Source organism: Niveispirillum sp. SYP-B3756 (genome assembly GCF_009495745.1).
In the GTDB taxonomy this organism is placed as follows: Bacteria; Pseudomonadota; Alphaproteobacteria; order Azospirillales; family Azospirillaceae; genus Niveispirillum.
Genome location: NZ_WIDQ01000001.1, coordinates 765,376 through 786,730 on the forward strand (window position 1 = coordinate 765,376; position 21,355 = coordinate 786,730).

The following is a 21,355-nucleotide window of genomic DNA, read 5'->3' on the forward strand; positions in this document are numbered from 1 at the left end:
GGCCCGGCAGCAATTACCGCTGCACCGGCTCCCCCGGTGGTGGGGGCGGTGGGTTCAGCATGTGGTCGCGGTTCATCGGGATGGCGCCGGGATGGGGGCCCACCCCGTCACCCGGTCCCCCCTCCGCCCCGCCACCTTCGACAAGCCGGCGGGAGAAGCGGGAGTCGGCCAGTTTGCGCCGGCCCTCCGGCGACATTTTCGCCAGGGCTTCCACCAGTTCCGCCACGCGCGCCCGGTCAAGCACGTCCCGCTTGGCGGAAAGTTGCTCGAACGCGGCCAGCAGGGCCGGGGCGTCGAACGGGTCCGCCTTCATCAGTTCCAGCATGGTTTCAAACTGGCCCCGCACCTCCGGCCCGGCCAGCCTGAACCGGCCGCCACCTTTTTCCAGCACGTCACGCAAAATATCCGCATCAGCGGGGGGCAGGTCGTTCAGCGACTGGCGGAACAGCATCAGGTCACGCGCCGGCCCCGGCATGGCGCCGGTGATACCGGGGCCGCCAGGGCCTGGCACCTGCTGCCGGCTATGGCCCAGCCAGTCCGGCACCAACATGCCCAGCAGGAAAAGGTTCAGGCCGACCGACCCCAGCAGGGCGGTCCGCAGCAGGTTCTGGCCGCTCATTCAAACAGGCTTTCCAGGGAATAGGGGGCCAGGAAAAGCGCGGGCAGGCTGCTGCCTGTCTCCTCCACAGCGTGGGATGCCATGGTGGCACCCGACGGTTTGGTGCTGGCGGAACTGGCGTGCAGCGGCGTCAGCATCCCCACCAGCAGGCCGAAGGCCGTGCAGCTGGCCAGGCTGGCGGCGCGCGACCAGCCGGGGGAGGGCAACAGCCCCCATAAAAGCGCCAGCAATCGGCCCCGCCCCCAGCGGGACGCCGGGCGTTGCGGTTTGCGGTTACTGTTGACCGCCGGCCCCGGCAGCGGCAATGCCGCCAGCGCGCCCGACACCACCCGGTCCAGCCGGGCGGCATCCACCTGCGGCGCCGGCATGGCATCCAGCAGCGCATCGAGCGCCGCCGCTTCCCGCAAGGCCACCCGCGCCGCGTTGGAACGGGTCAGCAGCGCTTGCGCGGCCGCGCGCTGTACGGCCGGCCAGCGGCGCATGGCCGCGCCATGCATATCCAGCATCTCCCGAAAGGCGGCCAAATTCATGGCGCCCGTTTCGGGTTCAGCCATCCTGTCTGTTCGGTTCATCCTTCATTCTCCCCCACCCCGGTGACCCCCATCGCTGCCAGCCGACCGCGCAAGGCGCGTCGTGCCCGTGCCAACAGCGACTCGACGGCGGGGACGGACAGCTCCATCACCCGTCCCGCCTCCGCAGCACTCATCTCCTCATAATAGCACAGGGAAATGGCTGCCCTCTGCCGTTCCGGCAAATCAGCCATGGCCGATGCCATTTGTGCCGACATTTCCCGCCGCGCAATCACGGATTCCGCACCCGGTGCCGGATCGGCCATTTCCGGGGCATCCTCCAGCGGGGCGAAGCCCGGCCGGCGGCGGCGGTCGATACAGAGATTGACCACCACCCGGTGCAGCCAAGTGGAAAAACGGGCGCTGCCGCCCGCCTGCCATTGCCCGGCGCGCGCCCACACACGCACCCAAGCTTCCTGCACCACCTCGTCCGCTTCCCCGGCACTGCCCAGGATACGCTGGGCCACGGCCAGGGCCCGCGCCGTGTGCCGGTTGGCCAGCACCGCAAACGCCACCCTGTCGCCGTTGGCTATGCGGGCCAACAGCGTGTCGTCATCCAGCAACGGCTCCACCACATCCTTGGGAGTCGGCACGGCAACCTTCATCGTCACACCTTGGTTCCATGTGCCCCGCCAGGTACCTCTTCCCGTCAGAGCCGTCTGGATGTGCGGCCATGTTCGGCTGCCCAGACTTTATACGGGCAGGTCTGCGGGAAGCTGTCGGCCGGGGCCTCCCCTCTTGCATAAAAAAGCCCGAAAAAAATTGCAACAGCGGCGAATGTTTTTCTTGAGTGTGACGTATAAGCAATATCGCCACCCGATACGACGCCCCATCGGCATCGGGTTGACGGCGGACGGCGCCCACCCGTCCGACCATCGATTTTGGCGATCAGGGTATCCGTCCCCGGCCCATGCCGGCCCGCCTCCCCCGCCCCTCCTGGTGGGTGGCAGGGGTCGGGGGCGGAGCCCTTTCAGGTTCTCGCTCTTGATTATCTCTTCCCCAAAAACTGCAAGGGCCCCGCCACCGGCGGGGCCTTTTTGTTCAGCCGATGATCGTCTCAAGGCCACGGGTCATGACCGGTGGCCGCGCACCCCAAACGGTTTTGAAACATCATTCATTTCCAATGACCATCGACCATGGTCAATGGTATCTTAAGCCTTATGCATGGGTTGCAAAGATTTTGAATAAAATGCAACCTTAAGCCGAAGGGTCGGCGCGGCGCCGTAAGCCCGGTTGGTAACGGATCGCGGAAGCGCCATGGCAAACGGCGGGATGATGGGCGAAGATTCCGGGATACCAGGGGCAGCACCAGGCGGCCCCTCCCCCTCTGACTCATCCGCTGCAACAAATCCGTTAAGCATCGTTCCGATCGATTACCGGCCCCTGGTCGGGCATCTGGATCTGCATGGACTGGCCGAGCAGGTGCTGGTGACAGAGAACCAGCTTGCCGACAGCCATGACCCGCTGGAACGGCTGGTGCTGTTGACGACGCTGGCCTGGTACCAGCGCCAGCGCGACACCAACGCGGCGATGGCGATGGTGGACGAGGCGATGGACCTGCTGCACCACGCCTCCTGCGCCCAGGAGCGGGAATTGCGGCGCCTGACGGCGCGCCTGCTGCTGACCAAGGCGGAATGCCGGCTGCTGCTGGGCGATCTGGCGGGGGCGGAGGCGATGCTGGCCGGTGCCCAGGAGAGCTTCCGGGAGATCGATGACCCGTTGGGGGCGGGGGATGCCTGCATGGTGGAAGCGCTGCTGGCCTTCGACCAGGGCCAGTCCCGGCGGCGCATCAGCGCCCATCGGCGGGGTTGGGAACATTATCAGCATAGCGGCGACAGGATGCGTCAGCGCATCGCCCGCACCTGGATGGCCCGCGACGCCTTGTCAGAGGATGCCGAGGCGGCGGCAGAACAGTGGCTGGCGGAACTGCCGGTGGTGCCGGGGCTGGAACATCCGGGGCTGGACGCGGTGGTCGCCTATTGCCATGGCGGGCTGGAATTTGCGCGCGGCAATTTCCTGACCGCCCAGCGCCATTATCAGCGCGGCTGTGATCTGGCCTTGCTGGCCGGGCGGATTCGGCTGGCGGTGATGCTGGCCGCCAATGCCGCCGGTGCCTTCTCCAACCTCAATGATTATGTGGCGGAGTTTGTCTGGCGGGAGCGTGCACATCAACTGGCGCGCGGCACCGGCTGGCCGGCAGCGCTTGGCCAATGCCTGCGCGGGCTGGGTGACACGCTGCGCCGTCTGGGCCAGACCGGCCGCGCCCGGCAATTGCTGACCGAAGCGCTGGATTGTCTGACCCCGCTGGGCCGGTCCCGCAACTATGCCATCTGCTGCCAGCATCTGGGCGATCTGGATATGGAGGTCGGGGAACCGGCTCTGGCCCTGGGCTGGTTCGAAAGCATGGGGGATATCGCCGCAGAGCTGGAACAGGCAGACCTGCAGACCGAAGCCGCGACCGGTCGGTCCCGCGCCCTGTCTGCCCTGGGTCGGCGGGAGGAAGCCGCCGCTGCGATGGCCGAGGCGACGGCGCTGCTGGCGGGTTGCGCCAATCGCTGGCGGGAGATCGAACTGCTGATGGCGCAGGCGGAGTTGCATCGCCGCTTCCCCGATCTGCCGCCCCCGGTGCCGGACCTGGCCCCCCATCACACCACAGCCATCCATCTGCTGTCCCGCGCACTGGCACTGGCCGAGTCGATTCAGGGCTATACGGTGCCGGCCAACCTGCTCTCAGCCCTGGCTGCGGCCTATGAGGCAGCGGGCGATCTGGGGCAGGCGCTGGCCTTTGAGCGCCGGGCCTGCCAGGCCCGCGGCCTGCTGCGCAGCCGGGAGGTGAGCGACCGGCTGCTGGCCATGCAGGCCAGCTTTGAAACGGAGCGACTGAAAGCGGAGGGCGAGTATCACCGCCATCTGGCCGCAGCGGAGGCAGCACGTGCCGCCGCCCTGCATGAGGCGACCCAGACGCTGGAATTACTGGGCCGCATCGGCCAGCAGATCACAGCCAAACTGGACGCCGACGCGGTGTTCCACGCCTTGCACCGCCATGCCGGCACCCTGCTGGCTTTCGATTCCTTCGCGCTTTATCTGATGGATGATGGGGGCGAGCATCTGGAGCTGCGCTATGGGCTGGAACTGGGGCGGCCCCTGCCCACCATCTGGCGCAGCCTGTCCGATCCCGTCTCTGTCGTGGCCCGCTGCGCCCGCGACCGGCAGGAACTGCTGATCCAGCGCAGTGCCCATGAAACCGACGCCCCTTCGCATATTCCCGGCACCCGCTTCATGCGCACCCTGCTGCTGGCCCCGCTGCTGGCAGGCAGCCGGTTGATCGGGGTGATGACGGTACAATCGACGCAGGAAAACGCCTATGGGGAGCGGGAGCGGCTGATCTTCCGCAGCCTGTCCGCCTATGGTGCCATCGCGCTGTCCAATGCTGCCGCCTATGCCAGGGTGGACAGCACCCTGTCGGAACTGCGCCTGACACAGAACAGGCTGGTGCAGCAGGAAAAGCACGCCTCTCTGGGCCAGTTGGTGGCCGGGGTAGCGCATGAGATCAACACGCCCCTGGGCGTCGCCTTCACCCTGGCCACCCATCTGGAGGAGGAGCGGGAGCAGGTCGCCGATACTTTCCAGGCCGGGGCGTTGACCCGCGTTTCCATGAACCAGTTCCTGGAAAAGCTGCAGGAGGGGTTGCGTATCATGACCGGCAACCTGCAACGGGCCGCCGAACTGGTGCGCAGTTTCAAGCAGGTTTCCGCCGATCGCAGCAGCGAGGCGACGCGCACCCTGGATCTGGCTGCCTATCTGGCCGATGTGGTGCGCAGCCTGGACCCGATGCTGCGCGAAAGCCGGGTAAAGGTGGCCATTGATGCCCAGCCGGGGCTGATGCTGACCACCATGCCGGGGCTGCTGTCGCAGGTGGTGACCAATCTGGTGCAGAATGCCGTGGTGCATGGTTTTGCCGGGGTGGAAGCGCCGCAGATTCTGATCGCCGCCGGGCGGGCGGGCATGGACCGGCTGGCCATCGCTATCACCGATAATGGCATCGGCATGTCGGCAGAAGTGCAGGCCAAGGCCTTCGATCCCTTCTTCACCACCCGGCGGGACAGCGGCGGCACCGGGCTGGGGCTGCATATCGTACATAATCTGGTCACCGGGGCCTTGGGCGGCGATATTGATCTGGCCAGCATTCCCGGCCATGGCACCCGCTTCCTGATCCATCTGCCCATCAACCCGCCGCTCTCGGTGGGGGAAATGTCATAGAAGCATGTCGGACCACCAGGGCGGGGCGGGGCCTTGCCCCAAGGGCCGTCCCCGTGCCAAGGACTGGCAGCAGCTCCCCTTTAAATCATCCTGTCAGGTCATCATGCGTGGTTATTTCGCCCTGGGCGCAGAGGGTATCAGCAAATCCGGCAATGTCGGCACCATCATGCGCACCGCCCATGCCTTTGGTGCCAGCTTCGTGTTCACCGTCAATGGCGTGGTGGATGTGGACGCGTTGCGGCGTACCGATACGTCGGGCGGGGTGGAACATGTCCCCTATTACGGCTGGGATTCCATTGCCGAGATGATGTTACCCGCCGGCTGCCAGCTGGTGGGCTGCGAATTGACCGACGATGCGGCGGAACTGCCCAGCTTCCGCCACCCGCTGCGCGCAGCCTATGTGTTCGGCTCGGAACGGGGCGATCTCTCCCCCGCCATGCTGGCCCGCTGTGACCATGTGGTGAAGATCCCGACCAAATTCTGCGTCAATGTCGCCGTGGCCGCCGCCATCGTCACCTATGACCGCATGATTTCCCTGGGCCGCTTTGCTGAACGGCCGGTGCGTGTGGGCGGTCCGCGTGATGCCAAACCTGATCACGTGCATGGCAAGGTGCGGGTACGCAACAAAGAAAGCCTGCGGATGCGCCCGCTGCTGGGTGACTGGCAGGAATGATCCCATCGGTCAAAATTCTTGACTGATGGAACGGTGGCGACTGACGCAGCGCGGCGGGAATCGCCTCCCCCGGCGTGAAAGACAGGGGGGATGGCAAATCCCCTGCCCGTCCCCATCTTTAATTGAGGGATGGTGCAGACGGGAAAGGACCAGAAAATGCGGATGCTTGCCTTCGCGCCGTCATGGCATCGGTTCGTTGTCCTGCCCCTGACCGGGCTGCTGCTGGGCATTGCCCTGCCGGCCCTGGCCGCCAATGAGCCGCCACCACCACCACCCGGCACCCCTGCCGAGCAGGAGGACGCGGTGATTGTGACAGCCCCCCGCAATGGGGAGCCGGGATTCCAGGAATCCGACGATTACCACCGTCAGGAATATGCAAGGCTGCGCGCCAAATTCGGTACACCACCCAAGGCAGAACCGCGTGGCGATGGCGTCTTGTCGCGCGCCGACATGGCCTCCAGCCCCAACAACCGGGAAACGGCCAATCTGCGCCAAACCATCAACGACGCCCCCCGCCTGCGCGACACATACGCCGACAACTGATACCAAGGGGCTTGGATCATGCCCCTTGGAGGCCAGCGACCGCTGGCCCGTGGGTGCTGCGGCATGATGCAAGCGGTTGTTACGGCGTGACGCTGTTGCCCAGCACCGCGTCGAAGAAATCCAATGTCGCCTGCAGAGCCTTCAGATGGGTGTCGCGGGTGGCTTCCGGGGTGGCAGACATCCAGCCATGGTTCGCACCGGGATATTCCACCAACCGGGCCGACACCCCGGCGGCGCGCAGTTTTTCCAGCATTACCCGGGCCTGGATCACCGGCACCGCCGCGTCGGCCTGCCCATGCAGCAAAAGCATCGGCGGGTCTTGCGCATCGACATAATTGATCGGGCCGACGGCCTTGATCTCCTCAACGCAATCAGCCGCATCCTTGCAGCCCAGGAAATCATGGATCGGTTTGAAATCTTCCGGCGGGCGGGGCCGGTCGGTGACGGTGAAATCATAGATGCCGTACCAGGGCACGGAAGCCTGCACGCAATCACCCTTTTCCAGTGGTACCGACCGGTCACAATCCACCGCCGCCATGGCTGCCAGATGCCCGCCCGCCGAATCGCCGAACACGCCGACGCGGGCGGGGTCGATGCCATAATCCGCCGCATGGGCGCGCAGCCAGCGGATGGCGCTGTCGACATCCTGCGCCTGGGCCGGATAGATCGCCTCCGCCTTCAACCGGTAATTCACCGCCGCCACGGCATAGCCGCGCGCCGCCATATCGGCCAGCACGGCGGGAAAATCGGCAAAGGCCGCCAGCTGGCGCGACGTGCCCATGGCCCAGCCGCCGCCATGGATATAGACCAGCAGCGGCCGCTTGCTGGCCCCCGTCTTCATATAGATGTCCAGCGTCAGCGGGCGATAGCCGGGCAGCACGGCATAGGTGAGGTCCGGGATGGCCACCACCCCGCCGGGATAGGAGACGCGCACCTTGGGCAGAGTGTCGGCCATGCCCCAGCCAGCGCCCACCGCCGCCGTCACGGGCGGACCGGCCAAGGCAGCATTGGGCAGGGCCAGACCAAGCGCGAGAGCCAGGGGCAGAAGATATTTCCGCATGGGGCAGACCTTTGACGGAGGGTTGAGGGAACGGAAAGGAGGCCGGTCAGGCGAGCGGCCTTTGCACCGGTTTGCCACATCATTCCCCAACCAACCCGCTGCGCCCTGCCGGTGCCGCCGCCATGCCCGTCAGGTGGACGATATGCCCCTGCGACCTGACCCGATGGCCGGTTGGTTTTGGCCCCCCTTTGGTTTACCCTCTGGCGGGTTTTCTTCGGGATGCCATCCCTCTACTACCGGGGCATTGTATGTTCGCCATTATCGGTCTGGTCGGCGTGTTCTTCTGCGTCTTTGGTGGCTATGTCATCTTCGGCGGCAAGATGGGCATCATCATTGAGGCCATGCCGAAGGAAGTGATGATCATCGGCGGCTCCGGCGTCTCCTCCTTCCTGATCACCAACAATGCCCATACGGTCAAGGCCTCGGGCAAGGATATCAAGAAGATCTTCGGCGGATCGCGTTTTCATAAGAAAGAATATATCGAGCTTCTCTCCCTGCTCTATCAAATCCTGAAGACGATGAAGAGCAAGGGTGTGCTGGCCATTGAACAGCATATCGAAAAGCCGATGGAGAGTAATATCTTCAACGCCTATCCGGCGGTGATGAAGAGTGAGACGACGGTTAAATTCATTGCCGATTACCTGCGCATGTTTTCCATTGGGGTGGATAACCCCATCGAAATGGAAACCTTGATGGAGCAGGAGATCGACAAGATGAAGCATGAGGATCAGCATTCCTCCCACGCCATCCAGGGTCTGGCCGACGCGCTGCCGGCGCTGGGTATCGTGGCGGCCGTGCTGGGTATCATCAAGACCATGGGCTCGATCACCGAGCCACCGGAAGTGCTGGGCAAACTGATCGGCGGCGCCTTGGTCGGCACCTTCATGGGCATCTTCCTGGCCTATTGTCTGGCCGCCCCCATCGCTGGCCGGCTGAAGGGCATCGCGGATGAGGAAAGCCAGTTCTATGGCGTCATCAAAACCGCCATCGTCGCCCATCTGGGCGGTTACGCCCCGCAGGTTTCCATTGAGGCGGCGCGTAAGAAAGTACCCACCGAATATATGCCGGACTTCAACGAGCTTGAGGAAATCCTTTCCCAGATCACCTGATACCAAATGGCGACCGCCGCCTTACAAGCGGGGAAATGGAACAAGCGTTTAAATTTACCCTGGAAAAAGCATCTCCACGGCCCCACTCTATCCCTCAGCAAAGCCAAAAATAACGGCACTGGGAGGATAGCGTATGTTGCAGGGTTTGATGATGGACCGGCCGCTGCTGACGACCGGTCTGCTGCGCCATGCGGCGCAGAATTATGGCGACCAGATCATTACTGCCCGTTTCGCCACAGAGGTACCGCACAGCTATTGCTGGCGTGATGCCTGGGTCCGCACGCAGAAACTGGCCCATGCGCTGAAATCCCTGGGCGTAGCAGCCGGGGATCGGGTGGGCACCCTGGCCTGGAACGATCACCGGCATCTGGAGCTTTATTACGCCCTGCCCGGCATCGCCGCCATCTGCCACACCATCAACCCGCGCCTGTTCCCCGACCAGATCGTCTATATCATCAACCATGCGGAGGATCGCTGGCTGTTCATCGATCCGATGTTCCTGCCGCTGCTGGAACAGCTCTGGCCCCGGCTGACGGGGGTGGAGGGGGTAGTGGTGCTGGCCCCGGCCGCCGCCATGCCGGCCAGCAGCCCGATCCCCCGCCTGCTCTGTTATGAAACGTTGCTGGAAACCCAGCCGGAAAGCTATGACTGGCCGGAATTCGATGAGAATACGGCCTGCGGCCTCTGCTACACATCCGGCACCACCGGCAACCCCAAAGGCGTGCTGTACAGCCATCGCTCATCGGTGCTGCACGCCTTCGGCGTCATTGCCGGCTTAGGGGTGCGGGCGCGCGACAATGTGCTGGTGGTGGTGCCTTTGTTCCACGCCAATGCCTGGGGCTATCCCTATGCCGCCGCCATCATCGGGGCCAAGCTGGTGCTGCCCGGGCCCCGGCTGGATGGCAAAAGCATCTATGAATTGATGGAGACGGAGAAGGTCACCGTCTCCTCCGGCGTGCCCACCGTCTGGTTGGGGCTGCTGGCGCATCTGCGCAGCAGCGGCGCCCGCTTCAGCAGCCTGAAGGCGGTGACGGTGGGCGGATCGGCTATGCCGCGCACCATGCTGGAAGAGTTTGAAAGCCACGGCATCGATTGTTTCCAGGGTTGGGGCATGACGGAACTGTCGCCTGTCGGCAGTATCGGCACCCTGTCCCCGGCAGAGACAACCCTGCCGCTGGAACAGCAGCATGATGCCAAGATGCGGGCAGGCCGCCCGATCTATGGCGTGGAAATGCGCATCATCGGGCCGGATGGTGCCGACCAGCCGCACGACGGCACCGCCTATGGCGAACTGGTGGTGCGCGGCCCCTGGATCACCAAGGCCTATTACAAGGACGAGAAGGCCAATAACGGCGCCTTTACCCCTGATGGCTGGTTCCGCACCGGCGACGTCGCGGTGATCGGCCCGGACGGGGCGATGAGCATCGTCGACCGGGCCAAGGATGTCATCAAATCTGGCGGCGAATGGATCAGTTCCATCGATCTGGAAAATGCCGCCATGGGCCATCCGGCAGTGCTGGAAGCCGCCGTGGTCGGGGTGCCGCACCCGAAATGGGTGGAACGCCCCCTGCTGGTAGTGGTGCGCAAGCCGGGGCAGAGCGTGGAACGCGCCGAGCTGATGCGTTTCCTGGACGGAGAAGTTGCCAAATGGTGGCTGCCCGACGACATTGTTTTTGTCGAGTCGCTGCCGCATACCGCAACCGGCAAGCTGTTGAAAACCGATCTGCGCCAGCGCTTCCGCGACCATCCCCTGCCCGCTGCCGGTTGATCCTGCCGCCGACACCAACGGGAAAAGGTTTCCCTGACCTGTGAAGCAGTTCACAGGTCAGGGCGAGGCGGACGCGCTATGCGTGTAGCCTGATATGGTCATTCCCTATTCGGTGTCAGATGCTGGACGCGCTTGACGAAGATCTCGCGGCCTTGCTGGCCGCCCGGTTTGAACGCTTGTCTGTGCAGATTGCCCTGCCCAGCGACCGGCCTGCGCTGCGCCGCATCATCCATGCCGACGCGGAGGAGATGCTGAGCAGCACCCCCCCGGCCGCGCGCGGCATGATGATCACGGTCCAGGTCGAAGGAAGGCTGAACCTTTACCGGCGCGGCCATCCAGAGGCTGCGACCCTGCTGCTGTTCAACAAGGGCGAGCCGGTGGGTCTGGTGGTGCTGGACCGCCATGCCAGGGGGCGGATGACCCTGCTGGAACTGGTGATCCTGCCGGCGCGACGCGGCCAGGGGCTGGGGGCGGAGGCATTGCGCGCCATCTGCGCCCTGGCCGATATGGCGGGCGACAGCATCAGCACCGCCATCTTCTATGATAACCCCGCCACCGGCATGTTGCAGCGCGCCGGATTCATGGCGGATCGGGAGGATGGTCTGGATCTGGTCATGGTGCGGCGCCCTCAGCGTTGAGCGGCCGAAAACCGACTGATAAAGTCGCCCAGCCAGTGCGGGACCGGCTTTCATTTCCCGCACAGCAGCCTTCGGGATGGCTGCCCTACCTGAATTGCGGATTGACGTTGCGCCGCCAAAAGGCCAATTAGCGCGTCATGCAGAAAAAGACGTAAACCGCCCCCGTTCCCAGGCTGGAGCCGGGGGGTGCCATGGCCGCCCCACCCCGCAATTGCCGGGTGGGAACAGATCGGCCGTTCGGCCCATATCTCCCCTGGCCACCGGTCGCGCGGGCATCGGCGCTAATTTCGGCATGACGCGCAATTTGTGCCACGGCCCGGCCGTGGCATCGCCGTCCCGTCTTCCCTGTCCACCCCATGGGGGCATGGCAGCCGAAGACCCGGACGGACCAACTTGAAGGAGACGAGACCTTGACCGATCAACTGCTTGCCGGAAAGAACATTGCCATCCTCGTGGCCAACGGCTTCGAAGAGCTGGAAATGACCGAGCCGCAGCGCGCCCTGCTGAAGGCTGGCGCCAAGCCGAAGATCATCTCCCCCGAGCAGGGCCTGGTGAATGGCTGGCACGGCGCCGCCTGGGGCCATTATTTCCCCACCGACCGCCATGTCGGCGATGTTCTGGCCGCGGATTTCGACCTGCTGGTCCTGCCGGGCGGTGACCGTTCGGTGGCCAAGCTGGCCAGCAACCCGCACACCCGCCGCATCATCGGCAGCTTCATGGATGCCGGCAAGGGCGTCGCCGCCTTTGGCCGTGGCGTGGAACTGCTGGCCGTGGCCGACCGGGTGAAGACCCGCGCCGTCACCGGTCCGGAAAGCGTCAAGGCGGCACTGGAAGCCGCTGGCGCCACCTGGTCGGAAGACGCCATCGTCGTTGACCGTTTCCTGGTCACCGCGCAGTCCAACGAAGAAATGGCCGAGATCATCGAGACGATGATCCGCACCTTCGTTGCTGCTGGTGAACAGCGCAAGCAGGCTGCCTGATCGGTCTGGTCACCCATCGCCCGTCCTGGACGGGCGATGGCTGCTTCAAAGGCGTCTGGCTCCGGCCCGGACGCCTTTTTTTATGCGCGGTCGTGGCGCGACATGCCATGTAATGGCGTTATGATGCTGTTTATCCAGCACCGGAAACACCGCATGAGCCACGCCCCCACCCCCCGCCGCATCGCCCCCGCCATTGCCCTGCTGAACCGGCTGCGCGGTCGGCAGGGCCAGGATCGGCCGGGGCGGGAACCGATTCCCGATGAGCGACATCAGGCCCTGCCGGACACCCATCTGCCCCTGCATATCGCCTCCTGGAACATTCATTCCAGTGTGGGCATCGATGCCCGCTTCGCGCCCGACCGCATCGCCCAGGTGATCCGGGGGCTGGGGGTGGATGCCATCGGCCTGCAAGAGGTGGGCTGGCACCATCGCGGGGAAATGGGGCTGGATCAGTTCGCCTATCTGGCCGAACAGACGGGGATGCGGGCGCTGGCCGGCCCCACCAAGCACCATCGCAGCGCCCATTATGGTAATGCGCTGCTGACCCGCCTGCCGGTCAAGGGGGTGGACCCGATCGACCTGTCGGAGCGGATGCGGGAACCGCGCGGCGCCCTGGCCACCCGGCTGGAACTGGCGCCGGGGGTGGAAGTGCGGGTGATGGTGGCGCATTTCGGGCTGGACCCGTGGGAGCGCAATGCCCAGGTGGCCCGCATCCTGGCCTATCTGGAGGGGGTGCCGCCGCTGCCCACCATATTCATGGGCGATCTGAATGAATGGCTGCCGTCCGCCCGCTGTCTGCGCCGGCTTTCCGCCCGCCTGCCGGATTGCGCCGCCCCGCGCAGCTTTCACGCCAAGTTGCCGACGCTGCGATTGGATCGTATCTTTGTGTCGGCCGATCTGCGTCTGGCGGGGTACGGTGCCATCCGCACCCGCCAGACGCGGCTGGCATCCGACCATCTGCCGGTGCGCGCCCTGATCGGCGTGCCGGCGGCACAGGCAACAGCAAAGGGACATCATGGCCTGGAATCCAGCACAATATGAGCTTTTCCGCGCCGCCCGGGAGCGGCCGGGCCTGGACCTGCTGGCCGCCATCCCGCCGCTGGAACCTGACCAGATTGTCGATCTGGGCTGCGGCACCGGCTATCTGACCCGGCTGCTGGGGCAGAATTATCCCCGCGCCCGCGTTACCGGCGTGGATAATGACCGGGTCATGCTGGCCAAGGCGGCGGCCGAGCCGTCCGGCATCACCTGGGAACTAGGCGATGCCGCGCAATGGCGGCCGGGCCGGCCGGTCGACCTGATCTTTTCCAACGCGGCCCTGCACTGGCTGCCCGATCATCACGCCCTGTTCCCGCAACTGGCCCGCGCCCTGGCGGCCGATGGCGTGCTGGCAATACAGATGCCGCGCAATTTCAACGCCCCTTCGCACCGGATTTTGCAGGAACTGGCCAGTGACGGCCCCTGGGCCGAGGCGCTGAAAGGGGCGCTGCACCATGAAACCGTGCAGGCGGCCGATGCCTATTACCGGCTGCTGCGCCCGCATTGCCGACAGATTGATATCTGGGAAACAGAATATCTGCATGTCCTGCCCGGCACCGATCCGGTGCTGGAATGGGTGAAGGGTACCACCCTGCTGCCGGTCATGGCCCGGCTGGATGAGGATATGGCCGCCACCTTCCGCGATCTCTATGCCGAAAGGCTAAGGGCGGCCTATCCGACAGAGAGGGACGGCAACAGCTTGTTCCCGTTCCGGCGACTTTTTATCGTGGCAGGTAAGTGAGTTTAAGTTGCCGTGATCAAAATGATCACGGCCCTCAATCGCCGGTGCCAACATGCCAACGGCTTGGCTTAACGCGGCACATGCCGCGCGGCGACGGTCGCCGCTGCTGAACAATAACGGGAAGGGGATGGCGGATGGCTCTCAACGTGTTCGAAGTGGCGCTTTACGCCATGATCCTCTCCGGCGGGCAGTCCCCGCTGACCTGCGAACGGCACGCGGCCGCTACCCCGGTGGTGAAATGCAGCAATGGTGCCGTGGCGACGGAGGATGAGGAAGGGCGCATCCGCTATATGGACGGCACCACCGTCTATAAGGGCCAGAACGGTGCCCTGTCCTTTTCCAACGGCATCAGTTCGCACTGGGGCAGTGCCGGCTGGGTGCAGTTCACCAACAATGTTTCCGTCCGCCGCACCGGCAACAATAATTTCAAAAGCAATGGCGGCCTGACCTGCCGCCCGCTGTCCGATGATCGTGCAACCTGCGACAAGGCAGGGTGACGGGGCACACAACGCCCCGCGCGAAACTTTACAAATCGTCAAGTGCCCCTGTGATATCCGACCGATAGCGGGAGATTGCTGCCATCCGCTGGCGGCATTTGACTTACCCTTGAGTTCCGGGCGATGTGGGCCAACTTTGGCTGCGCCCGGCGTTTCGCACCCATGTCCCGTAAATCCTGGCTGATCCTTCCCCTTTGCCTGCCCCTGCTGGGTCTGGCTGCTCTGGCGCGTCCGCCGGCTGATCCCGATCTGGTGGTGCGCTATCTGCGCATTGGCGTGGTGGAAACCGGCGAGCGGGGCTTTGACATGGGCGCCTCCCTGGCCGCCATGCTGTCGCGCCCGCCGGGAATGCCGGCCTGTGCCGATGACCGGGCCTGCGGCGTGCCTGGCATGGTGGCGCTGGCCCAAGCCCAAGCGCGCAGTGCCGATATCGTGGCCGATGTGGCAACGGGTCGCCTGGAAACCGGGCTGGTGCCGGCCGACCGTGTCTATGCCGCGCGCTGCCAATCCGCCAACCCCGACAACATCACCATTCTGGGGGAAATGTATGACGAGGCGCTGCATGTGCTGGTGCGCACCGATGCCAGGGTCGACAGCATTGCCGGGCTGAAGGGCAAGCGCGTGGCCATCGGCCCCGCCGGCAGCCCCGCCCGGCTGCTGGCCGACCGCACCCTGTCCGCCCATGGCCTGCGCCGCCAGGATATCCGGGGGGTGGAACTGGCGGGGGAGGAGGCGCTGGCAGCGCTGGCCGATGGCAAGCTGGATGCGCTGTTCCGCATCGCCGCTGTGCCCGATGCCGCTTTGGCCGATCTGACCGCCCGCACTGATGCCCCGCCTCTGCGCCTGTTGCCGGTGGCCGGTGATGCGGTGGGCCGCCTGTCCGGCCTGCATCCGTTCGGTTCCGTCGGCCATATCGACGATGGGGCCTACCCTGGCATCAAGGGGGTGGATACATTGATGCAGCCGGTGGTCTGGATCGCCGGCCCGGCGGTGGATAAGGATCTGGCCCGCGCCCTGGGCCGCGCCCTGACCAGTACCCCCAACCGCACTGTCTTGCAGAAGGGCGGTCGGGATGTGCCGTTGCTGCGGCCGGTGGCGCTGCGCATGTCGGCGCCGCTGCATCCGGGGCTGGACGGTTTCTACCGGGTTGACCCCATCACCATGGCGTGCCCGCGCGGTGGCCCGCGCTAGGGGGCCTGTCCGCGCGGGGGCCGCGCTGAACTGAAAAGGGTTAGGCTTTGAGCGTTTTTCTGCCGCAGGAGATCATTCGCACCAAACGCGATGGCGGTGCCTTGACAGCGGCGGAGATCGCCGCCTTCATCACCGGCATCGCCGATGGCAGCGTGTCGGAGGGGCAGGCCGCCGCCTTCGCCATGGCCGTCTATCTGCGCGGGATGGACCTGCCCGAACGCATCGCCCTGCTGCGCGCCATGACGGCATCGGGCAGCGTGCTGGACTGGCGGCCCGATGCCCTGCCCGGCCCGGTGCTGGACAAACATTCCACCGGCGGGGTGGGCGACAAGGTCAGCCTGATCCTGGCCCCCATCATCGCCGCCTGCGGCGGCTTCGTGCCGATGATTTCCGGGCGTGGGCTGGGCCATACCGGCGGCACGCTGGACAAGATGGACGCCATCCCCGGCTATGTCGGCCAGCCTGACACGCCCTTGCTGCGTCAGGTGGTGGCGTCGGTCGGCTGTGCCATTGTCGGTGCCACGGCGGACATTGCCCCGGCAGACCGGCGGCTTTATGCCATCCGCGATGTCACGGCCACGGTGGAAAGCGTGGACCTGATCACCGCCTCCATCCTGTCTAAGAAGCTGGCCGCCGGGCTGCAGGGGCTGGTGCTGGATGTGAAATTCGGATCCGGCGCCTTCATGCCCGAATATCCCCGCGCGGAAGCGCTGGCCCAGGCGCTGGTGCAAGCCGCCAAGGGGGCCGGCCTGCCCACCGTCGCACTGCTGACCGATATGGATCAGGTGCTGGGCGACAGTGCCGGCAATGCGGTGGAGGTGCGGGAATGCCTGACCCTGCTGACCGGCGGTGCCCGCGATGAACGGCTGTGGCAGGTGACGCGGGCGCAAGCCGCCGAACTGCTGTTGCTGGGCGGGCTGGCTGCCGATCTGGCCGACGCCGAAACCAAGGTTACCCAAGCACTGGATAGCGGGGCCGCAGCGGAACGTTTCGCCCGCATGGTGACAGCCTTGGGCGGCCCGGCCGACCTGCTGGAGCGGCCCGAGGCCTATCTGGCCCAGGCCCCGGTGACCCTGCCGGTCTGGCCCTTGGAAGAGGGGTTCCTGGCGGTCCAGGATGTGCGCGCCATCGGGCTGGCTCTGGTGGGGCTGGGCGGCGGGCGGGTGCGGCCCAGCGATGGTATTGATGCGGCCGTGGGCCTGACAGGCATGGCACCGTTGGGATCTGTCGTGGGACGGCAGGCCGGTCGCCCGCTGGCCTTGATCCACGCGCGCAGCGCCGATGCAGCATCAGAGGCTGCCAGCACCATTGCCAAAGCCTGCCGGATTTCCCATACCATCGTCACCAACCGACATCCGGTGGCCGACCGCATCGGCTGAGTATCGGAAAGCCGCGCAGAACATTCCAAGGAAATGACCGCCACCATGATCAAGATCGTCCGCGCCAAGTTCCACGGCATCCGGGTTACCGGCGCCGATCTCAATTATCACGGCTCCATCACGTTGGACCCGGAACAGTGCGCCCTGGCCGGCATCTATCCGCTGGAATTCGTGGAAATCTGGAACAAGAGCAGTGGTGCCCGCATCTCCACCTATGTGATTTTCGGCGAACCGGGCTCCAAGGCCTGTGTGCTGAACGGGGCCGCCGCCCGCACTTGCCAGAAGGGGGATGAGGTGATCATCGCCGCTTCCGCCAGCGTCACCCCGGACCAGCTTTACAGCATCAAGCCCAAGGTGCTGACCTTCCATGCCGATAACAGCGTGGACCGGGTGCTGGAATATGATGTGTTCAAGGGCCCGGAACGCGATTTCGATTTCCGCACCCTGGACATCACCGATGGCCGCGATGCGGCGGTGGAACTCCAGGTGCCGATCAAGAATTGATAAGGGGGGCGGGTGCCAACGGCGCACGCCCCCAACAGCGTTCACGCTGAAACCATGCGGCTTTTCCAGCCCTTTAACCGTCATTCCCGCCTTCGCGGGAATGACGGAAATGGAATGGTAAGGTTCTGAAAAAGAAGAGCAATCTTCCAGACACCCCTTACCGCATAATCCCGCTCTCAATAATCCCATCGATGACGAACTGACAGGCCAGCGCCGTCAGCAGGATACCCAGCACCCGGTTGATCACATTGATCCCGGTGACGCCCAGCAGCTTGGACACCTCGCCCGCGAACAGCAGGCAGACCAGGGTGGAGAGCAGCACCAGCGCCAGCACCCCCAGCACCGCCACCTGCATCAGCGGGTCACCCTGGGCGCGACCCATCAGCAGCACGGTGGAGGTCATGGCCCCCGGCCCGGCGATCAGCGGGATGGCCAGCGGGAAGACCGAGATATCGGCGCGGTGCCGCGCCTCCTGCTTTTCATCCTCCGTCGCGGTGCGCAGGCCGCTTTCACGCGCGAACACCATTTCAATGGCCACCAGCAACAGCAGCACGCCGCCGGCAATGCGGAAGGCCGCCGTGCTGATACCCAGCGATTTCAGCAGCAGGTCGCCGACAAAGGCAAAGCCGAACAGCAGGATGGTGCCGATGGTCACGCCCTTGATGGCCGTGCGGCGGCGCAGACGGGTGTCCATGCCCGCCGTCAGGCCGGCAAACATCGGCCCCAGCCCGATCGGGTCGATGGTGACAAAGAAGGCGATGAAGGTGGAAAGCAGGAAGTCGGAGGACATTTTCACAGGCACCAAGGCTTAAAAAAGCTGCTGTAACGCCAAGCCCCCCACCCTGTCCACCCACCGGACAAGCAGCCGTCCCATGCCATGGCACCACCGCCATGACAGCCAGAATTCCGCCGCATGGCAAGTTATCCACAGCAAATTCATCAATGGATGAATTGTTAGCACTGTGTCAGATTGACAGGGTGCGGGCCTGAGCATATCCCCATCCATGGCAGGTGGGTGGTAGAATGCCCGCGCAGCCGCAACCCGATGCATTGACCGGGCCAACGATAGGGAGGCCGACAGGAGATCCGATGAGCAAGAAGGTCTATCCTGATGCCGTCGCCGCCTTGGCGGGCGTATTGCGCGACGACATGACCATCATGGCCGGGGGCTTCGGCCTGTGCGGCATTCCCGAAAACCTGATCGCCGCCATCAAACTGTCGGGCGTGAAGGGCTTGACGGTGATTTCCAACAATGCCGGCGTCGATGGCTTTGGCCTGGGCCAGCTTTTGGAAACCAAACAGATCGCCAAGATGGTCTCCTCCTATGTCGGGGAGAACAAGCTGTTCGCGCAACAATATCTGTCGGGTGAACTGGCGCTGGAATTCAACCCCCAGGGCACGCTGGCCGAACGCATCCGCGCCGGCGGGGCCGGCATCCCCGCCTTCTTCACCAAGACGGGTGTCGGCACCCTGGTGGCGGAAGGCAAGGAACTGCGCCAGTTCGATGGCGAAACCTATGTGATGGAAAGCTGGCTGCGCGCCGATCTGGCCATCGTGAAGGCCTGGAAGGGCGACACGGAAGGCAACCTGATCTATCGCAAGACGGCGCGCAACTTTAACCCGATGATGGCCATGGCCGGCAAGATCACCGTGGCGGAGGTGGAGCAGTTGGTCAATGTCGGCACCATCGACCCGGACCATGTGCACACGCCCGGCATCTTCGTGCAGCGCATCATCGAGGGCAGCCACGAGAAGCGCATCGAACAGCGCACCACGCGTAAGCGCGATTAACCCGATGCCCGCCCTGGCGGGCGTCGGGTAGGCCGGCGACTGCCGGCCCGCGCCACGTGGCGCGCAAGCCAAGGGCGCGGATGCGCCCGCCCGGCGCCTGAGGGAACAAGGACCAAGGAGACAGCAATATGGCTTGGACCCGCGATGAAATGGCCGCCCGCGCTGCGAAGGAACTGCGCGACGGTTTTTATGTCAATCTGGGTATCGGTATCCCGACCCTGGTGGCGAACTATATCCCTGCCGGGATGCATGTCACCTTGCAGTCGGAAAATGGCATGTTGGGCATGGGCCCCTTCCCGTTTGAGGGGGAAGAGGATGCCGACCTGATCAATGCCGGCAAGCAGACCATCACCGAACTGCCCTATAGCAGCTATTTCAGCAGTGCCGACAGCTTCGCCATGATCCGTGGCGGCCATATCGACCTGTCGGTGCTGGGCGCCATGCAGGTGGCCGCCAATGGCGATCTGGCCAATTGGATGATCCCCGGCAAGATGGTCAAGGGCATGGGCGGTGCCATGGATCTGGTGGCCGGCGTCAAGAAGGTGGTGGTGGTGATGGAACATTGCGCCGTCGATAAGAAGACGGGCGCCTTGGAACCCAAGCTGCTGAAGGAATGCAACCTGCCGCTGACCGGTACGCGTGTGGTTGATCTGGTGGTGACTGACCTGGGCGTGTTCAGCATCGACAAGCATGGCCATGGCAAGCCGACCCTGATCGAACTGGCCCCCGGCGTGACGCTGGAGGAAATCAAGAGCAAGACGGAAGCCGAGTTCGACGTGGCGGAAAGCCTGTTCGCGGCCTGACGACAAGGCCCCCGGCGCTGGATTGTCCCCGCCGGGGGTATGTTTCCCCCTCTCTTTGGCGTTACACCGCAGCCCTGCGCATGAACAGGGTGGCCCCCCGCCGATAGCTGTGTTAATCAGCCGGCTTCGTCAAAGGGCAGAATCCATCACCCCGATGCACTTCCTTGAATTTGAAAAGCCGATCGCGGAACTGGAATCCAAGATCGAGGAACTGCGCCATCTGGCCGATGGCGGCGACCTGAACATCGCCGACGAGGTCAAGAAGCTGCAGGACAAGGTGGACAAGCTGCTGCGCTCCACCTACGCCAAGCTGACCCCGGCGCAAAAGGTGCAGGTGGCCCGCCACCCGAACCGGCCGCACTGTCTGGATTACATCAACGCGCTGATCAGCGATTTCACGCCCCTGGCCGGTGACCGGCTGTTCGGCGAAGATCGCGCCATTGTCGGCGGGCTGGGCCGTTTCCGGGGCCGTTCCGTGGTCGTGATCGGCCAGGAAAAGGGCAACGACACGGAAAGCCGCGTGCGGCACAATTTCGGCATGGCCAAGCCCGAAGGGTATCGCAAGGCCCAGCGCCTGATGCAGATGGCCGACCGGTTCCATCTGCCGGTGATCTCCCTGGTTGATACGGCCGGTGCCTTCCCCGGCGTTTCGGCGGAAGAACGCGGGCAGGCCGAAGCCATCGCCAAATCGATTGAAACCTGTCTGCGCCTGAAGGTGCCAATGGTTTCCACCATCATCGGTGAGGGCGGGTCCGGCGGGGCCATTGCCATTGCCGCCGCCGACCGCGTGCTGATGCTGGAACATTCGATCTATTCGGTGATCTCGCCCGAGGGCTGCGCCGGTATCCTGTGGCGGTCTGCGGCCAATGCCGCTGATGCCGCCCAGGCCCTGCGCCTGACCGCACAGGATCTGAAGGATCTGGCCGTCATTGACCGCGTGGTGCAGGAACCCATCGGCGGCGCCCATCGCCGCCGGGAAGAGACCATCCACGCGCTGGGCAATGCCATTGAGGACGCGCTGGAAGGGCTGCGCGGGGTGGATGGCGGTACGCTGCGCCATAACCGCCGCCAGAAATTCCTGGATATGGGCCAGAAGGGCCTGAGCTGACCCGGTGACGGGGCCGGCTGTGGACTCAAGCGGCCGATTCGGTTATAGTCGGAAGCAGGTGGAACGGTACTTGCGATACCATT

General features: G+C 64.8%; 21 protein-coding genes. 16 read left to right on the plus strand and 5 right to left on the minus strand.

Annotated elements, in window-relative coordinates:
- Positions 1-13: 13 nt before the first annotated feature.
- The 3 genes from GE253_RS03625 to GE253_RS03635 are packed head-to-tail and all read right to left on the minus strand — an operon-like array spanning position 14 to position 1,793.
- On the minus strand, positions 14-619 hold the full coding sequence (locus GE253_RS03625; protein WP_153202717.1) for a periplasmic heavy metal sensor: 606 nt from the start codon (positions 617-619) through the stop codon (positions 14-16).
- Positions 616-1,173, minus strand: coding sequence for a hypothetical protein (locus tag GE253_RS03630; protein WP_153202718.1), 558 nt, complete (start codon positions 1,171-1,173; stop codon positions 616-618). Before GE253_RS03630 ends, GE253_RS03625 begins: the two co-directional genes overlap by 4 nt.
- Positions 1,174-1,187: 14 nt before the next feature.
- A complete protein-coding gene (locus GE253_RS03635; protein WP_153202862.1) occupies positions 1,188-1,793 on the minus strand; it encodes an RNA polymerase sigma factor in 606 nt (201 codons plus the stop codon).
- Positions 1,794-2,445: 652 nt separating this feature from the next.
- On the opposite strand from GE253_RS03635, the gene GE253_RS03640 reads away from it, so the two are divergent.
- The 3 genes from GE253_RS03640 to GE253_RS03650 all read left to right on the plus strand — a co-directional run bounded on the left by GE253_RS03640 (position 2,446) and on the right by GE253_RS03650 (position 6,664).
- Positions 2,446-5,448 carry a GAF domain-containing sensor histidine kinase gene (locus GE253_RS03640; protein ID WP_153202719.1) on the plus strand — a complete coding sequence of 1,001 codons (3,003 nt, stop codon included), beginning with the start codon at positions 2,446-2,448 and terminating at the stop codon, positions 5,446-5,448.
- Between the two features lie 4 nt (positions 5,449-5,452).
- Positions 5,453-6,121, plus strand: a complete 669-nt coding sequence (locus GE253_RS03645) for a TrmH family RNA methyltransferase (RefSeq protein ID WP_247878447.1) — start codon at positions 5,453-5,455, stop codon at positions 6,119-6,121.
- Positions 6,122-6,277: 156 nt separating this feature from the next.
- A complete protein-coding gene (locus GE253_RS03650) occupies positions 6,278-6,664 on the plus strand; it encodes a hypothetical protein (protein WP_153202720.1) in 387 nt (128 codons plus the stop codon).
- Positions 6,665-6,743: 79 nt separating this feature from the next.
- Here the strand turns inward: GE253_RS03650 and GE253_RS03655 are convergent, their stop codons facing one another.
- Positions 6,744-7,724, minus strand: coding sequence for an alpha/beta hydrolase (locus tag GE253_RS03655; protein WP_153202721.1), 981 nt, complete (start codon positions 7,722-7,724; stop codon positions 6,744-6,746).
- 248 nt (positions 7,725-7,972) lie between these two features.
- On the opposite strand from GE253_RS03655, the gene motA reads away from it, so the two are divergent.
- From motA to panD, 10 genes are all read left to right on the plus strand, one after another.
- Positions 7,973-8,833 (plus strand): flagellar motor stator protein MotA, encoded by an 861-nt coding sequence (motA, locus tag GE253_RS03660; protein WP_153202722.1) that lies wholly within the window; start codon positions 7,973-7,975, stop codon positions 8,831-8,833.
- A gap of 133 nt (positions 8,834-8,966) precedes the next feature.
- A complete protein-coding gene (locus GE253_RS03665) occupies positions 8,967-10,601 on the plus strand; it encodes a long-chain fatty acid--CoA ligase (protein ID WP_153202723.1) in 1,635 nt (544 codons plus the stop codon).
- Between the two features lie 119 nt (positions 10,602-10,720).
- The gene (locus GE253_RS03670) at positions 10,721-11,239 is read left to right on the plus strand and encodes a GNAT family N-acetyltransferase (RefSeq protein WP_153202724.1); all 519 of its coding nucleotides are present in this window, start codon (positions 10,721-10,723) and stop codon (positions 11,237-11,239) included.
- 410 nt (positions 11,240-11,649) lie between these two features.
- On the plus strand, positions 11,650-12,219 hold the full coding sequence (locus tag GE253_RS03675) for a DJ-1/PfpI family protein (RefSeq protein WP_153202725.1): 570 nt from the start codon (positions 11,650-11,652) through the stop codon (positions 12,217-12,219).
- 153 nt (positions 12,220-12,372) lie between these two features.
- Entirely contained in the window at positions 12,373-13,260 is an 888-nt protein-coding gene (locus GE253_RS03680; RefSeq protein WP_153202726.1) for an endonuclease/exonuclease/phosphatase family protein, read from the plus strand.
- Positions 13,235-13,999 (plus strand): methyltransferase domain-containing protein, encoded by a 765-nt coding sequence (locus GE253_RS03685; RefSeq protein ID WP_153202727.1) that lies wholly within the window; start codon positions 13,235-13,237, stop codon positions 13,997-13,999. Before GE253_RS03680 ends, GE253_RS03685 begins: the two co-directional genes overlap by 26 nt.
- 134 nt (positions 14,000-14,133) lie before the next feature.
- On the plus strand, positions 14,134-14,496 hold the full coding sequence (locus GE253_RS03690; RefSeq protein ID WP_153202728.1) for a hypothetical protein: 363 nt from the start codon (positions 14,134-14,136) through the stop codon (positions 14,494-14,496).
- 162 nt (positions 14,497-14,658) lie between these two features.
- Positions 14,659-15,687 (plus strand): TAXI family TRAP transporter solute-binding subunit, encoded by a 1,029-nt coding sequence (locus GE253_RS03695; protein WP_173012470.1) that lies wholly within the window; start codon positions 14,659-14,661, stop codon positions 15,685-15,687.
- A 47-nt stretch (positions 15,688-15,734) separates the two neighbouring features.
- Positions 15,735-17,066 (plus strand): thymidine phosphorylase, encoded by a 1,332-nt coding sequence (deoA, locus tag GE253_RS03700; RefSeq protein WP_153202730.1) that lies wholly within the window; start codon positions 15,735-15,737, stop codon positions 17,064-17,066.
- Between the two features lie 45 nt (positions 17,067-17,111).
- Positions 17,112-17,570 carry an aspartate 1-decarboxylase gene (panD, locus tag GE253_RS03705; RefSeq protein ID WP_153202731.1) on the plus strand — a complete coding sequence of 153 codons (459 nt, stop codon included), beginning with the start codon at positions 17,112-17,114 and terminating at the stop codon, positions 17,568-17,570.
- Positions 17,571-17,727: 157 nt separating this feature from the next.
- On the opposite strand, the gene GE253_RS03710 is transcribed toward panD, so the two are convergent.
- Positions 17,728-18,360, minus strand: a complete 633-nt coding sequence (locus tag GE253_RS03710) for a MarC family protein (protein ID WP_153202732.1) — start codon at positions 18,358-18,360, stop codon at positions 17,728-17,730.
- A gap of 299 nt (positions 18,361-18,659) precedes the next feature.
- Here GE253_RS03710 and GE253_RS03715 point away from each other — a divergent pair, with 299 nt between their 5' ends.
- The 3 genes from GE253_RS03715 to GE253_RS03725 all read left to right on the plus strand — a co-directional run bounded on the left by GE253_RS03715 (position 18,660) and on the right by GE253_RS03725 (position 21,272).
- Entirely contained in the window at positions 18,660-19,361 is a 702-nt protein-coding gene (locus GE253_RS03715; RefSeq protein WP_153202733.1) for a CoA transferase subunit A, read from the plus strand.
- A 128-nt stretch (positions 19,362-19,489) separates the two neighbouring features.
- Positions 19,490-20,164: a CoA transferase subunit B gene (locus GE253_RS03720; RefSeq protein ID WP_153202734.1), complete on the plus strand. Its 675-nt coding sequence runs from the start codon at positions 19,490-19,492 to the stop codon at positions 20,162-20,164.
- Between the two features lie 154 nt (positions 20,165-20,318).
- Complete coding sequence (locus GE253_RS03725; RefSeq protein ID WP_089290239.1) at positions 20,319-21,272, plus strand: acetyl-CoA carboxylase carboxyltransferase subunit alpha; 954 nt, start codon at positions 20,319-20,321, stop codon at positions 21,270-21,272.
- Positions 21,273-21,355 lie beyond the last annotated feature (83 nt).